At 69.3% G+C, this 13,116-nt stretch carries 12 protein-coding genes, 1 tRNA gene and 2 pseudogenes; 8 read left to right on the plus strand and 7 right to left on the minus strand.

Going from position 1 to position 13,116, the window contains the following annotated elements; genetic code table 11:
* A partial coding sequence (locus tag IE244_RS23650) for a non-reducing end alpha-L-arabinofuranosidase family hydrolase (RefSeq protein WP_506005171.1) occupies positions 1-145 on the plus strand: 145 nt, incomplete at its 5' end.
* A gap of 148 nt (positions 146-293) precedes the next feature.
* On the opposite strand, the gene IE244_RS23655 is transcribed toward IE244_RS23650, so the two are convergent.
* Positions 294-2,015, minus strand: coding sequence for an RICIN domain-containing protein (locus tag IE244_RS23655; protein ID WP_229854302.1), 1,722 nt, complete (start codon positions 2,013-2,015; stop codon positions 294-296).
* A 461-nt stretch (positions 2,016-2,476) separates the two neighbouring features.
* Positions 2,477-3,711 (minus strand): annotated as a pseudogene (locus IE244_RS23660) (IS701 family transposase).
* Between the two features lie 167 nt (positions 3,712-3,878).
* On the opposite strand from IE244_RS23660, the pseudogene IE244_RS23665 reads away from it, so the two are divergent.
* The 4 genes and pseudogenes from IE244_RS23665 to IE244_RS42845 form a co-directional block, all read left to right on the plus strand.
* Positions 3,879-4,466, plus strand: a pseudogene (locus tag IE244_RS23665) (hypothetical protein); the annotation flags it as partial.
* Positions 4,463-5,152: a YdcF family protein gene (locus tag IE244_RS23670; protein ID WP_191875589.1), complete on the plus strand. Its 690-nt coding sequence runs from the start codon at positions 4,463-4,465 to the stop codon at positions 5,150-5,152. The pseudogene IE244_RS23665 and the gene IE244_RS23670, both read left to right, overlap by 4 nt.
* Positions 5,153-5,225: 73 nt before the next feature.
* Positions 5,226-5,549: a WbqC family protein gene (locus tag IE244_RS42840; protein WP_268252909.1), complete on the plus strand. Its 324-nt coding sequence runs from the start codon at positions 5,226-5,228 to the stop codon at positions 5,547-5,549.
* 8 nt (positions 5,550-5,557) lie between these two features.
* A complete protein-coding gene (locus IE244_RS42845) occupies positions 5,558-5,896 on the plus strand; it encodes a WbqC family protein (protein ID WP_268252912.1) in 339 nt (112 codons plus the stop codon).
* Between the two features lie 67 nt (positions 5,897-5,963).
* Here the strand turns inward: IE244_RS42845 and IE244_RS23680 are convergent.
* A tRNA-Gly gene (locus IE244_RS23680) sits at positions 5,964-6,037 on the minus strand.
* A 578-nt stretch (positions 6,038-6,615) separates the two neighbouring features.
* Between IE244_RS23680 and dcd the strand changes: the two genes are divergently transcribed.
* Positions 6,616-7,191 carry a dCTP deaminase gene (gene dcd / locus IE244_RS23685; protein ID WP_191875590.1) on the plus strand — a complete coding sequence of 192 codons (576 nt, stop codon included), beginning with the start codon at positions 6,616-6,618 and terminating at the stop codon, positions 7,189-7,191.
* 14 nt (positions 7,192-7,205) lie between these two features.
* A complete protein-coding gene (locus IE244_RS23690; protein ID WP_031172497.1) occupies positions 7,206-7,703 on the plus strand; it encodes a phosphoribosyltransferase in 498 nt (165 codons plus the stop codon).
* Positions 7,704-7,773: 70 nt separating this feature from the next.
* Here the strand turns inward: IE244_RS23690 and IE244_RS23695 are convergent, their stop codons facing one another.
* Positions 7,774-8,838, minus strand: a complete 1,065-nt coding sequence (locus tag IE244_RS23695) for a Yip1 family protein (RefSeq protein ID WP_191875591.1) — start codon at positions 8,836-8,838, stop codon at positions 7,774-7,776.
* Positions 8,839-9,109: 271 nt separating this feature from the next.
* The gene (locus IE244_RS23700) at positions 9,110-10,591 is read right to left on the minus strand and encodes an FG-GAP and VCBS repeat-containing protein (RefSeq protein ID WP_191875592.1); all 1,482 of its coding nucleotides are present in this window, start codon (positions 10,589-10,591) and stop codon (positions 9,110-9,112) included.
* Positions 10,592-10,862: 271 nt separating this feature from the next.
* Here IE244_RS23700 and IE244_RS23705 point away from each other — a divergent pair, with 271 nt between their 5' ends.
* The gene (locus IE244_RS23705; RefSeq protein ID WP_191875593.1) at positions 10,863-11,186 is read left to right on the plus strand and encodes an antibiotic biosynthesis monooxygenase family protein; all 324 of its coding nucleotides are present in this window, start codon (positions 10,863-10,865) and stop codon (positions 11,184-11,186) included.
* 455 nt (positions 11,187-11,641) lie between these two features.
* On the opposite strand, the gene IE244_RS23710 is transcribed toward IE244_RS23705, so the two are convergent.
* Together IE244_RS23710 and IE244_RS23715 are read right to left on the minus strand one after the other, a co-directional pair.
* Complete coding sequence (locus IE244_RS23710; RefSeq protein ID WP_191875594.1) at positions 11,642-12,385, minus strand: SDR family NAD(P)-dependent oxidoreductase; 744 nt, start codon at positions 12,383-12,385, stop codon at positions 11,642-11,644.
* A 32-nt stretch (positions 12,386-12,417) separates the two neighbouring features.
* Positions 12,418-13,086, minus strand: coding sequence for a VC0807 family protein (locus IE244_RS23715; protein ID WP_191875595.1), 669 nt, complete (start codon positions 13,084-13,086; stop codon positions 12,418-12,420).
* Between the last annotated feature and the right edge of the window lie 30 nt (positions 13,087-13,116).

Genomic DNA, 13,116 nt, shown 5'->3' on the forward strand with positions numbered 1-13,116 from the left:
CGACCTGGTCCGCACCAACCCCGACCAGACCATGACCATCGACCCCTGCCACCTGCAGCTCCTCTACCAGGGCAAGTCCCCCACCGCGACCGGCCCCTACGACCGACTGCCGTGGCGGCCGGGCGTCCTCACCCTGCAGCGCTGACCCGCCTGATCCACGGTGATCGCGACCGGGTGCGGTGCACCGGCGCGTGGACGAGCGGACTACGGCGTGTGCACCTCCACCCGCTGAGCCCGGCGAAGATGACGGATGCGCCCCCATCGAGGAGATGGGGGCGCATGCGTGCCTTCACCTACTTGAGCGCTGTGCCACCTGAGTTGTGGTAGGCGATGGTCTTGCTGATCAGGTTTCCGCCGTCGGTCTCGGCCGTTGTCTGTTCCTGCTGCCCTGGACCGAACAGCAGCCCGGCGACATGGGCGTTCGCCACCTGGTCCATGTGCGCAAAGAACCAGTCCACCTTGTCGTCCTTGTAATGGTTGAGGGTGTTGTTCTGCGCCATGTTGCCCACGGGGATCTGCCACAGGACCACCGGCTTGCCCACGGACTCGGCCATCGTCTTGTAGAACCTCAGCGAGTCAGCGGCCTTCTGGTCGGTCCAGAAGGTGTCACGGCCGCCGTGGGCCGGCTGCGCGTACCAGCCTGCGTCGCGGTCCGACACGTCGGTGACCAGGAAGTCGGCGTTCCGTGCCCCGAGGGTCGCGTAGTCCTTGACACATCCCTGGGTGTTGTTCTGCCAGTCCCAGCAGGTGAGGTGGAGGCCCACGGCGGTGTGCGGCGCGTACTTGTGCGCCATCGCGATCAGGCAGCGGGAGAGTCCGGCGGCGCTGTTCTCCTGGGATCCGCAATCCGTCGGATTCGCGGCCGAGACCTGCGCGGCAACCTTGTGCGGATCGCCGAGCGACCGGACGTAGCCCCAGAAGTCGGGTTCGAGGTCGATCGCGTCGTGCGACTCGCCGATCTTCTGGAGGAAGAACCGGTAGTCGTTCATGTACCGGGTGAGCAGGTCAAGCCGGTTGATGGCCACGACCTCGCCCGGACCGTCGCCCTGCCCTGCCGCATCCCCGAGGTCGCGCAACGAGTACCAGGTCCAGAGCATCTTCTGCGGACGCGGGCTGCCCTTGTACGTCGCCTGGGCCGCCACGGTGTCCCGCCAGGTCACGTAAGTGCCGGGCGCCGTGGTGCTGCCGTTCCAGCAGCCCCACCAGCCAGACCACGCGTCGTGGCAGCGTGCTGCCGAGTAGTAGTCCGACGAGGGCGCGGGCTGGCTGTGCACATAGGCGTACCGCACGTCGAACGGCGCGGCGGCCGCCGAGGCGTCGGACATCGAGCCGCCGATGAGCACCGTGCTGCTGCCCATGAAACGTGTCGTCGAGCTGCCGCCACCAGCCTCGGGAGACGCCGGCGACGACGGGTGCGAACCGCTCGGAGCCTGGCTGGTGGGAACGCTGCCGCCCGGCGCGGTGGGCGTACCGGAGCTGCCGACGCTCCCGGCCGGGACGAGTTGCCACTGCTGATCGGCGCCGCCCCGGTCGCGGTTCTGGACGACGTCGACCCCGTCGGCCTTGGCGCGGTTGCGGACATCGACAGCCATGCCACTGAAGCGATTGACCAAACGCACGTAGCCGTCCGGCGACTTGGCCAGTTTGAACTGCTGGTTGGTGCCGTTCAGGTCTTTCCACTGCACGAGGGCGGAGCCGGCGGTCTTCGACCAGCCGAGGTCGTCCAGCACCTTGCCGGAGCTCCGGTTCTGCAGCCGGTAGTACCCGTCACCCGCGTCGATGAACCGCCACTGCTGGTTGGGGCCGCCATGACGGCTCCACTGCACCACCGCCGCGCCGTCGTTCCTGGCGAAGGCGCGGTCGTCCAGCACCTTGCCGCTGTCGCGGTTGACCAGCACGTACCACTTCTTCAGATCCAGGGTCTTCGGCTGCGCCGAAGCCTGGCTGACCACGACAGCCGAGCCGGCCACGACCGCCATGGCGAGACCCGCCCACAGACCCCGACGCGCGAGCAACCGACGGCCACGATGCTTCGGGCGACCACCGCGGGCGCCGCCGTCGGCACGGCGGCCGCCGACGCGGGACGCCACCGATGACGTGGGCGGGCCGGGGACATGTCTGTGCTCTCGTTCCAGGGACATGCCTGTGCTCTCTTTCAGCCGTTGCATCTGACCGGACCACTTGGCCGGACAACGCTGAGTGGTCCGAGAGGCCGAAAAGGTTGCCGCGAAGATCCACAGATTTTTTTCCGCCCCAGGAGTCTTCGGCGGGCTCATGGGTGCGCTAGTGGTGCAGCCCCGCCCGCCGGTCTAGACAACAAATAACCCCCGGGTCGATGACCTGGGGGTTCGTGTTGGAGCGGGTGACGAGAATCGAACTCGCGCTCTCAGCTTGGGAAGCGACGGCGCTTCGAGGCCGACACTGCTATGACCTGGGGGTACGTCGCATCTAGTACTCCAGCTGTAGATCGCGATCTTCATGCTTGAGCGGCTTGTTGCTGGTAGTGGCTGGTCTGGGATCGGGCCTGGTGGCGGCGTCGCCAATGGGACCAGAGGAGCCGGTGGGCCGTGTCGTGGACGAGCCGGACGACAAGCGCGTTGAACAGGCGCTGGATCTCGTTGCAGGTGAGTGGTATCAGCTCGTCCGGCCCGGGATGGCGGGCGTGTTCGTCGGCGCGGACGGCAGCGAGGAAAGCATGGGCGAGCATCGCGAGAGTGACCCAGCGGTGCCAGGACGTCCAGCGTCTGACCTGGTGTTCGTCCAGTCCGGCCAGGCCCTTGCCGGACTGGAAGGTCTCCTCAACCGTCCATCTGCGTCCGGCGACCTGCACCAGGGTGGACAGCGACACGTGGGTGGCTGAATAGCAGCGGTAGAAGGCGAGTTCACCGGTGCGCCGGTTGCGGCGCACGAGCAGTTGGTAGTGGCCGGGCCGGTCGTCGGCGATGTCGGCCAGGGCCCAGTCGTAAAAGCGGTGACCCTTGGTTCCGGCTCCGGCGGAGAGTTTCTGCCAGGCCCGCCTCGGCAGCCTTTTGACCAGGGTGTCGGCACGGAACTTGCCTGCGTGGGTGGCGATCTGGTGGTCACGGGCAACGGCGAGTACGTAACCGACTTGCCGTTGCTCCAGTGCGGTCCGCAGGTGCGGGTTGCCTCCGTAGACTTCGTCGCCGGCTACCCAGGACGCCGGGACGCCAGCGTCCAGGGCGCGGCCGATCATGCGAGCGGCGAGTGCGGGCTTCGTGGCAAAGCCGACAGTGTCGGGAATTCCGGCGGCCTGGCAGCGGGCCGTGTCCTCGGTCCAGGAACGGGGGACATACAGTTCTCGGTCGATCGCCGCGTGTCCGCTCCGGGTGGAGTAGGCGAGATAGACGGCGACCTGGCTGTTCTCGATGCGTCCTGCGGTCCCGGTGTACTGGCGCTGCACACCGACCGTGGCGGCGCCCTTCTTGACGTCACCAGTCTCGTCGACGACCAGCACCGCCGCGGTGTCGTGCAGTTGCCCGACGACGAAGCCGCGGATGTCGTCGCGTACCGCGTCAGCGTCCCACTTGGCCCTCGACAGCAGGTGCTGCAAGCCGTAGGGTTCGCGTCCCCGACGTGCTCGGCGAGCGTCCAGCAGTTCTTGCGTGGCAGGTCAGACAGCAACCCGAGCACGAACGCCCGTGCCCGGCGCCGTGGTTCCACCCGGACGAACCGTCCCGCGATACGGCCCATCAGGACCTCGAACGTCTCCTGCCAGCGGCCGGGATCTATGCTGTGGCCCGCGGCCGCCGTCTGATCTTCTGTCTTCACACACCGATGATCAACGGCGGCCGTACCCGTTCACAGACCGGCCCCGACCAGCAAGTGTCCTGTGCCATCGAAGTTTGACCATCAGCCAAGGTAGTTCGCGCGCCCGGCATTCCTACACCTCAGCTCGCGGCATGTTCACCGAGCTCGACATCCCGCGCCGAGTGGCCCAGATCGATCTTTCCCTCGCCGTCGTCCAGGAGATGTCGGGTCAGCTCGACGCCTCCGCCCGCCAGTACGAACTGCTTGCCACGGACGAGCGTTTATGCCCTCGCGATCGAGCCAGGGCGCGGCTCTGGGTGGGTACCGCGCTTAGCAAGGAGGGCAACAACGAGTACGCCACCCAGGTCATGACAGCCGCCACCCGTGCCTGCGAGGACCTCGGCGAGCCGGAGGACTGGTCGGTCGCCCACCAGAAGCTGGCCCTCGCCCACCGAGGCGCCGGCGACCTGAAGCAGGCACTGCACTACATCGACGTCGCGCGCACCACCGGCACGGTCGACTCCCCGATGCAGCGAGTGCGGCTGGACACCGCCTACGGGCACATCCTTCTGTCGGACGCGGCGACCCGGAATGATGGGCTGTCCGTCCTCGATCAGGCGGCTCAGGTGGCCCAGCAGTACGGGCTGAGCCACCAGCTGCGCAGCATCGAGGGCATTCGAAAGGGCCAGCCGGGATGAGCCAGGGAGTGCCAGTGCCGCAGCACGAGCAGCGCCAGATCACCGACGAGCAGTTCAACGACGCGACGCTGATCTGGAACTACCACCAGATGGGCCACGAGCAGCGGGCCTGCTCGGCGGCGATCGGCCTGGGCAGCCACGACCTGGGCGTGGCCACCACGGCCGCCGAAATGTACCGTGCCGGTCTCTTCCCGGTCCTGGTCTTCAGCGGCGGCAACAGCCCCACCACCCGCGCCCGCTTCCCGCGTGGTGAGGCTGTCCACTACCGCGAGCACGCCCTGAGCCTGGGCGTGCCGGACGAAGCGATTCTCGTGGAGCCGAAGGCCGCGAACACCGGGCAGAACATCACCTTCTCCCGCGAGCTGCTCACCGAGGCCGACGTGGAGGTGGAGTCGCTGCTTCTGATCTCCAAGCCGTACATGGAGCGGCGCTCGTACGCGACATGCCGCAAGCTGTGGCCCGAAGTGGACGTCGTATGCGCATCCGAACCGCTGGAGCTGGACGACTACATCAAGTCGATCGGCGGCGAGAAACTCGTCGTCGACATGCTCGTCGGCGACCTGCAACGGGTGATCGAGTACCCGAAGCTCGGCTTCGCCATCGAGCAGGACGTACCGGGAGATGTGTATGACGCTTATGAGCGCCTCCTGAGTGCCGGTTTCGACAGCCGCCTCATCAACACCTGAGTCACCCCGCTTCGGTTCACCAAGCGGGGTCTGCGCGATCCACCTGCCGAACCTGTTCCCACGCCTGTCCACCTTGGCGAAGCTCTTCGCCGCCGACCGCTGGATCGTCCTCGACGACGTACAGTTCGCGCGGCGCGACTACCAGCACCGCGCTCGCCTCGCCGCCTTGGACGATCCCGGTCGGCAGCAGTGGCTCACGCTGCCGACACACCTTCCCCACGGGCGGCCGACATTGATCAGCCAGGCGCGGCTCGTTGATCCTCATCGTTCGCGCAGGACTGTCGAGCTGCTTGTGCGCCAGTACTACGGCCGCAGTGACCACAGGGAGGCCGTGCGCGATGTTCTCGATGCGGGTCGGACACCACTGATCGTGTGGCACATGTTGCGCGAGCATTGACGCTCGCCATGCTCGCTGCGCTTGGCTGGGCCGGGGAGGTGCTGGACAGGGGTCGGATCCGCACCCGTCACAACCGATCGGAGCGCCTCGCCGATCTCGCGGCAGCTACCGGCGGCACCCACTATCTGTGCGGCACCGGCGGTACGCGCTACCTCGACCCTGCCCCCTTCGATGCCCACGGCTTCTCTGTATTGCCCTTCCACACCCCTGTGGATACGGAGGACCCGCTTTGGTGCTGGGCTCGGCATGCCAGCAGCCTCTGGGCCCTGAGCAAGATCGGACCGCGGGATCTGGCAGGTCGGCTGGCTGCCTTGCGAGAAGCTCATCGGCTCGGTGCACCTCTCTGAGCGCTGGCCGACTCAAATTGGACTAGACAATAAACAAACCCCAGGCCGCTGGCCTGGGGTTTCAATCTGGAGCGGGTGACGAGAATCGAACTCGCGCTCTCAGCTTGGGAAGCTGATGTTCTACCATTAAACTACACCCGCGTAAGTACGGACACGGCCCTCGTGGAGTTGGTGTCCGGACGCTTGCTCACTGTACATCATCGCAGACCCCTGGTGCCCGGGCCCTGGGGTCTGAGTCCGTTTCAGGGGTGGGATCCGGCTGCGGGTGGGCGGAGTTGGGGCGTACCGTGGAGGCCTCGCGGAGGGTCCCGGTGGGGCCGGAGTGCCGCCTGGAGAGTCGTCTCTTTGATCCCGTAATGTGGCTTTTGTCGTCGGGGTGGGAAGCCCGGCGAGGCTCTTGGGGAAGGGACTTAAGGGACTTGATGGAACGCACCGTCGTCCGCTGCGCGGACGGGCACGTCTTCAGCACCGCTTCGTTCCCGATGCAGCGGGCCGACCGGCTCGGCCCCCGCCGGCTCATGAGGTGTCCCCGGTGCGCCCGGCTCCGCAGTGTGGTGCCGGTCGCCCTGGAAAAGCGTTAGGGCGGGAGCGGGCGGCGCGGCACCACGGGCCGCAGACGTCACACGGACAGCGCGGCGCACACCCGCCGCAGCGGTAACACAGGCGCGCGGAGCCGTCACGATTGTCACGGCTCCGCGCGCCTTGCGTATCCTCGCTACGTGCTTCTCTCAGACAAGGACATCCGGGCCGAGATCGACGCCGGGCGGGTACGGATCGATCCCTACGAAGAAACCATGGTGCAGCCGTCGAGCATCGACGTGCGGCTGGACCGCTATTTCCGGGTGTTCGAGAACCACCGCTACCCGCACATCGACCCCTCGGTCGAGCAGTCCGATCTGACGCGGCTGGTGGAGCCGGAGGGGGACGAGCCGTTCATCCTCCATCCCGGGGAGTTCGTGCTCGCCTCCACCTACGAGGTCATCTCGCTGCCCGACGACCTCGCCTCGCGGCTGGAGGGGAAGAGTTCGCTCGGGCGGCTGGGCCTGGTCACGCACTCCACCGCCGGGTTCATCGACCCCGGCTTCAGCGGCCACGTCACCCTTGAGCTGTCCAACCTCGCCACGCTGCCGATCAAGCTCTGGCCGGGGATGAAGATCGGCCAGCTGTGCATGTTCCGGCTGAGCTCCCCCGCCGAGTTCCCTTACGGCAGCGAGCGCTACGGCTCCCGGTACCAGGGGCAGCGCGGACCCACCGCCTCGCGGTCCTACGTCAATTTCCATCGGACCCAGGTGTGAGGGCAGCCACAGACATGAGTGACGTCCGGGAGAACCTGACCTACGAGCGGTTCGGCGGCGCCATCCGCGAGCTCGCGCAGACCATCGCCGACGACGGGTACGAGCCCGACATCGTGCTCAGCATCGCCCGGGGCGGGGTCTTCGTCGCGGGTGGGCTCGCCTACGCCCTCGACTGCAAGAACATCCACCTCGTGAACGTGGAGTTCTACACCGGTGTGGGGACCACCCTGGAAATGCCGGTCATGCTCGCGCCCGTCCCCAACGTGATCGACTTCTCCGACAAGAAGGTACTGATCACCGACGACGTCGCCGACACCGGCAAGACGCTCAAGCTCGTGCGCGACTTCTGCCTCGACACCGTCGCCGAGGTGCGCTCCGCCGTGATCTATGAGAAGTCCCACTCCCTCGTGAAGTGCGAGTACGTCTGGAAGCGGACCGACGAGTGGATCAACTTCCCGTGGAGCGTCGAGCCGCCCGTCGTGAAGCGCGCGGGGCAGGTCCTCGACGCCTGAGAACCCCGGACAGGAAAGAGGCCCCCGGCGCCGCGGCGCCGGGGGCCTCTGCCGTGTCGGTCGCGGGCCGCTAGAACGTGCCCAGCTTCACTATCGACAGCAGGGCGATCAGCTGGATCGCCGACGCCCCCAGCGCCTTCGGCCAGGGCAGGTCGTGGGAGCGGGAGACCATCAGGGTCAGCAGGGCGCCCGCGCCGATCCAGGTGGCCCAGCCGAGGAGCTGCACGAAGCCGGCGTCGCCGCCGAAGAACATGGCGACGACCAGGCGGGGCGCGTCCGTGAGGGCCGTGATCAGCATGGACAGGCCGACCGTCGGCTGCCAGGCGCCGTCACCGCCGAGCTGGCGGGCCAGGGTGTGCGTGACCACGCCCAGGATGAACAGGCCGAACACCATCACGACCGCCGTGATCAGCACGATCGGCACCGCGTTGGACAGCGTGGCGCTGATCGCTTCCTTGCGGGCGCCGTCGAAGCCGAACACGGCGAGCAGGCCGTAGAGGAAGGTGACGATGAGGGCGGGGGTCCACATCGTGTAGTCCCGCATGCGCAGGAAGGTCTGGTCGGGGGAGAGGACGATCCCCTTCAGCAGTTCCTTCCAGTGCAGGGGCGGGCCGAGCGGAGCGGCTGGTGCGGCGGACGAGCCGGCCTGGTAGGTCGCGCCCTGGGTGTAGCCGGCGGCCTCGTCGACCGAGAACGCCTGGGTGTGGCCCGGGTTGTTGGCCGCGTACGGGTCGTGTCCGGCACCGCCCGGGTAGCCGCCGTCGTCCCCGAAGTACTCCGGGCCGTCGTCACCCCGGCCCGGGTGTCCGTACGACTGGCCCTGCCTCCCGTACGGCTGCCCCTGCTGCGGGTACGGCCGCTGCGGCGCCTGCGGGTAGCCGTACGAGGGCCCCGCGGGCTGCCCGTACGACGGCCCCGCGGGCTGCCCGTACGACGGCCCCGCGGGCTGCCCCTGCTGCGGTCCGGGCCGGCCGTACGACGGTCCCTGCGGCGCCTGCTGTCCTTGGGGGGTGCGGTTGTCCCGGCCCCCGCGTCCGATCCTGAATCCAGCCACGTCAACGAACGTACCTGGTCCCGGAGAGTGACGTGCCGGGCCCGGGCTTCCGGGCCCGGCTTTGCGGCCGACCTGTGACATCCCCTAAGGGACCGTCAGCGCATCGACCAGGGGGCCGTCAGGGATTTCCCCCGGTTTCCCGCGAGGTCCCGCCCGCGTCGGTCCAGGAAGTGGCCGCCCATGTCCGGCAGGCGGAACCCCCCGGACGCCGCCGGGACGGTGGAGGTACCGCGCAGCAGGACACCGCCGCCGCTCACCCCGACCGCCGGGTCGGCCTCGCCGTCGCCGTCGATCTGCGGCCGGGGCCGGGCCGGCCTGGTGGCGGCCCGGCCCCGGTGCCGGCTGCGGTGGATCAGTCGGCGAAGTTGGCGCCGAAGTACGGCGTGCCCGTCGTCGAGACGCCCGAGGTGCTCGGGGAGACGATGCGGGAACCGGTCGTGGTGATCTTCTTGCCGTCGGAGGGCAGGTAGGTCACCGCGCCGTTGCCGGCGTTCTCCTGGGAGCCGACGATCAGGTCGGCCTTGCCGTCGCCGGTGACGTCGTCGAGCTTGACGTCCGTGCCGAAGTAGTCGTCCTTCTCGTCGTTGCCGGGCACGCCGGGCGCGGACTGGGCGAAGCCCTGGGCGCCGGAGTCGGTGTCCAGGCCCTTGGCCGTGCCGTAGAGGACGGTGACGGCGCCGGCGTTCGTCGCGGTGCCGATGTTCTCGCCGGCCACGCCGATCGCGAGGTCGAGGAAGCCGTCGCCGTTGATGTCGCCCAGGTCCAGCTCGTAGCCGAAGAAGTCGTTGCCCTCGGCGGTGCCGGGGACGTTGCCCGTGTCCTGGGTGATGCCGGTGGGGTTGGTGGTGATCGGACCGCCGTCGGAGCCGTAGGTGATCCAGACCTTGCCGCCCTTGCCGGAGTCGGGGACCGTCGTGCCGTCCGCGTCGGTCGGGTTCCAGTAGGCGCCGCTGACGACATCGCCGTAGCCGTCGCCGTCGATGTCGCCGATCGCGGTGATCACGCCCGGCTTGAGCGTCTCGGACCAGGACATCCTCAGACCGGTCGAGGAGCCGGGAACGTAGTAGTTCTTGTTCCAGCCCTGGTCGGTCGCGGTCTCGTAGCCGTCGATCACCAGATCGGTCTCGGGGCCGCCGTTGATGTTGCCGGCGGTCAGGTTCAGCGGTCCGCCCGCGTCGGTGCCCATGATCGGGGGCTTGATCGTGTACGTGCCGCCGGGCACGCCGGAGGCGTTGATGCCGCCCTTGAGGACATAGATGGTGGCGGCGGAGCTGCCGACGGCCAGGTCGGCCTTGCCGTCGCCGTCGAAGTCGCCGGCGGCGAGGTTCTTGCCCCAGTAGTCGTGCGCGGTGGGGGCCGGGTCGGCGACCGTGACGCCCTTGCCGGTGATGCCGGAGGCCGAGCCCCACAGGATCGCCAGGCCGCCGCCGTCCTTGTCGCTGCCGACGTCCTCGCCCCAGGAGCCGACGGCGATGTCGTCGTAGCCGTCGCCGTTGAAGTCGGCGTAGGCGGTCTCCGCGCCGAAGTGGTCGCCGGCCTCGGCGGTGCCGGGGTTGCCGGCGGTGTTCTGGCTGATCGTGGAGCGCTTGGCGGACGAGACGCCGCCGGTCTTGGAGCCGTAGAGGACGACCAGCTGGCCGGCGCCGCTCCTGCCGTTGACGTAGGCGCCGTCGGCGGAGAAGGCGACGTCGCCGATCCCGTCGCCGTTGAAGTCGGCCTGCGGGACACGGGTGGAGTCCGCGGCCGTGGCGGTCACGGCCGAGAACGTGAGCAGACCGCCCGTCAGCGCGGCCGCGGTGGCCGTCGCGAGGGCGAGTCGCAGGGGCTTGTGCATGCGGGTTTCTCCTGCTGCATGCGGGGATGCCTGGCGGGCATCCACAGTCGATGGGGTGCGGTCCGCCCCTGTTCGCCGTGGGTTGTCCCACGGTTCACCGGGCGGTCGGCGATCAGGAGACCCCTCGGGGTGCGTAAGGGTTGTACGTGAGATCAGTAAATTCACGGGACTGCCTGGCGCGTCGTCTTGCGCCGCCACGGCTCCGTGAACTCCGGGCGCGCCGACACCCCGCGAGTGCGCCGGCAGGGCGGTGGTGGGCCAGGATGGGGGCATGAGCGTTGTGAAGATCAATGTGCTGAGCGTTCCCGCCGAGCAGCGGGAGGTGTTGGAGAAGCGGTTCGCCTCGCGGGCCCACGCGGTGGAGAACTCCGACGGCTTCGAGTGGTTCGAGCTGCTGCGGCCCGTCGAGGGCACCGACACGTACCTCGTGTACACGCGCTGGCGTGACGAGGAGTCGTTCCAGGCGTGGATGGAGGGACCGATGAAGACCGCGCACCAGGGCGGCGCGGAGGGGGAACGGCCGAAGCCGGCGGCCTCCGGGTCCACGCTGTGGTCCTTCGAGGTGGTCCAGCAGGCGGGTCCGAAGAGCGCGTAGCGCCGCCGCGTGCGCCGCAGGCCCCGCCGTCGTAGAGCCCCTGCGCGGGCGGATCGATGGCGGGGCGCTTGCGCGCTCGTGTCCGCGCAGGACGTGAGGTCTGCGGCTGGTGTCCCTGCCGCGTCCTGGGCAGCGTGTCCGTGTCCGTGTCCGTGTCCGTAGCCGTAGGCGGGTACCTGGTCGGCGCCGACGACGGAGAGCGTCACATGGTGGCGGACACCCGCCTGCTTCTCGGCCTCGGCCAGGTCGCGTCCCGAGCGGGTGGAGAAGTCCGGCGCCGGCCCGGTGCCGAAGGACGGGGAGTTCGCGACGTCCGCGACGATGTGCGCCGCTGCGGTGATCCGCTGTGCGGCGGACGTCGGTGGCACCCCGCCGGAACCCGGTGCGCCCGCGCGCACATCAGCAGGACAAGGCAGCGGCCGGACCGGTGACAGCGCCGGCGGGACCACTCGCTGTCAGGCGCGGGTGCGCGCCAGGTCCAGCCGTGGGAAGGCCACCGGTTCCGGGGCGCGGCCCGCCTGCAGCACGTAGGCCTGCCCCGTCTCCTCGCCGGCCGCGATCCCGGCGGCCGACGCGGCGATCTCGGCGGGCTCGGCCAGTGCGTATCCCTCGCCGAGGAGGTAGGCGACCGCCTCCGGCGACAGGATCGGGGTCCGGACGAAGCCCGGGCAGAGGGCGTTGATCCGTACCCCCTTCTCCTGCCAGGCCGGGGCCAGCGAGCGGACCAGCCCGATCACGCCGTACTTGGTGGCCGCGTAGACGGGGTCGAAGGGCGCCGCGCCGAGCCCGGCCATGCTGGAGGTCACCAGCAGTGAGCCTCCGCCGTGCGCGGCGAGCGCGGGCAGCGCCGCGTGCAGCCCGAACATCACGCCGTGCAGGTTCACCGCCAGGACGCGGTGCCGGCGCCGGGTGTCGTAGTCGTCCTCGCCGAATCCGCCGCCGTCGCCGATCCCGGCGTTCAGGTGGACGAGGTCGAGCCCGCCGTACGTCTGCACGGCTGTGTCGATCAGCGCCTGGTTGTCCTGCTCGCCGGTGGTGTCGCACCGGACGAACAGCCCGCCCACCTCCTCGGCGACGGCCGCACCGCCGGCCTCGTCGATGTCCGCGACGACGACCCGTGCCCCGAGCCCGGCGAAGTGCCGCGCCACCGCCGCACCGATTCCGCTCGCCGCCCCCGTGACCACGACGACCTGTGTCATGTTCCCGCTCCCTGATGGTTTCCGGTGGCGTGTCAGGCCGCCGTGGCCGTCGCGGCCTCGTGCCGGATGGCGGCGATCCGGGCCGGCCTGCGGCCGTAGCGGCGGCTGAAGACCTCCAGGCCCACGAACAGTGCCACGTACTGGAGCGTGGTCACCAGCATCACCGAGTCGACGGGCAGCGTGTAGGCGAGCACCACCCGTACGCCCGAGTCCAGCAGCAGGCCCACGCCCCAGACCGCCGTCAGCAGCCGCATCAGGTGGCGGAAGGTCGGCGACACCTGCCAGTTGTGCTCCAGCCGCGCGCGCCGCTCGCCCCGCGCCACCGACGACAGGAGCCGGTGGATGACCGGCTGCCCGCGCAGCGTGGCCAGGAACACCAGCCCGACGATCCCCGTCATCCAGCCGTCCTTGGCGAACATGAACCGCGGGCTGCCCGTCACCGCCGACAGCGCTGCGCCGAGCGCCACCAGGGCGAGGACCAGGGCGCCCAGCATCCCGACGCGCCGTTCCCGCACCACCGTCAGCAGGGCCTCCAGCACCGGCGGTACGGCGCTCGCCAGCACCGCCCACCACAGGCCGACCCCGGCGGCCCGCAGGCCGTAGAAGACGGCCAGCGGCGCGGCGACGTTCAGCGCCAGGCCCTGCACCAGCAGCCTGTTCGACGATCCCGCGTGCCCGCTGCCGGTGTGCGTCCCCGTCATGTCCTTCACCCTCGTCGTCGTTCGTGTCGC

It is taken from the genome of Streptomyces filipinensis, assembly GCF_014649495.1.
Classification (GTDB): domain Bacteria; phylum Actinomycetota; class Actinomycetes; order Streptomycetales; family Streptomycetaceae; genus Streptomyces; species Streptomyces filipinensis.

Excerpts from the sequence above, each read along its gene's own strand:
- IE244_RS23700 (WP_191875592.1), bottom strand. The coding sequence starts at position 10,591 with ATGCACAAGCCCCTGCGACTCGCCCTCGCGACGGCCACCGCGGCCGCG.
- IE244_RS23695 (WP_191875591.1), bottom strand. The coding sequence starts at position 8,838 with ATGTCACAGGTCGGCCGCAAAGCCGGGCCCGGAAGCCCGGGCCCGGCA.
- IE244_RS23710 (WP_191875594.1), bottom strand. The coding sequence starts at position 12,385 with ATGACACAGGTCGTCGTGGTCACGGGGGCGGCGAGCGGAATCGGTGCG.
- IE244_RS23670 (WP_191875589.1), top strand. The coding sequence starts at position 4,463 with ATGAGCCAGGGAGTGCCAGTGCCGCAGCACGAGCAGCGCCAGATCACC.
- IE244_RS23690 (WP_031172497.1), top strand. The coding sequence starts at position 7,206 with ATGAGTGACGTCCGGGAGAACCTGACCTACGAGCGGTTCGGCGGCGCC.
- IE244_RS23705 (WP_191875593.1), top strand. The coding sequence starts at position 10,863 with ATGAGCGTTGTGAAGATCAATGTGCTGAGCGTTCCCGCCGAGCAGCGG.
- IE244_RS23715 (WP_191875595.1), bottom strand. The coding sequence starts at position 13,086 with ATGACGGGGACGCACACCGGCAGCGGGCACGCGGGATCGTCGAACAGG.
- IE244_RS42845 (WP_268252912.1), top strand. The coding sequence starts at position 5,558 with ATGCTCGCTGCGCTTGGCTGGGCCGGGGAGGTGCTGGACAGGGGTCGG.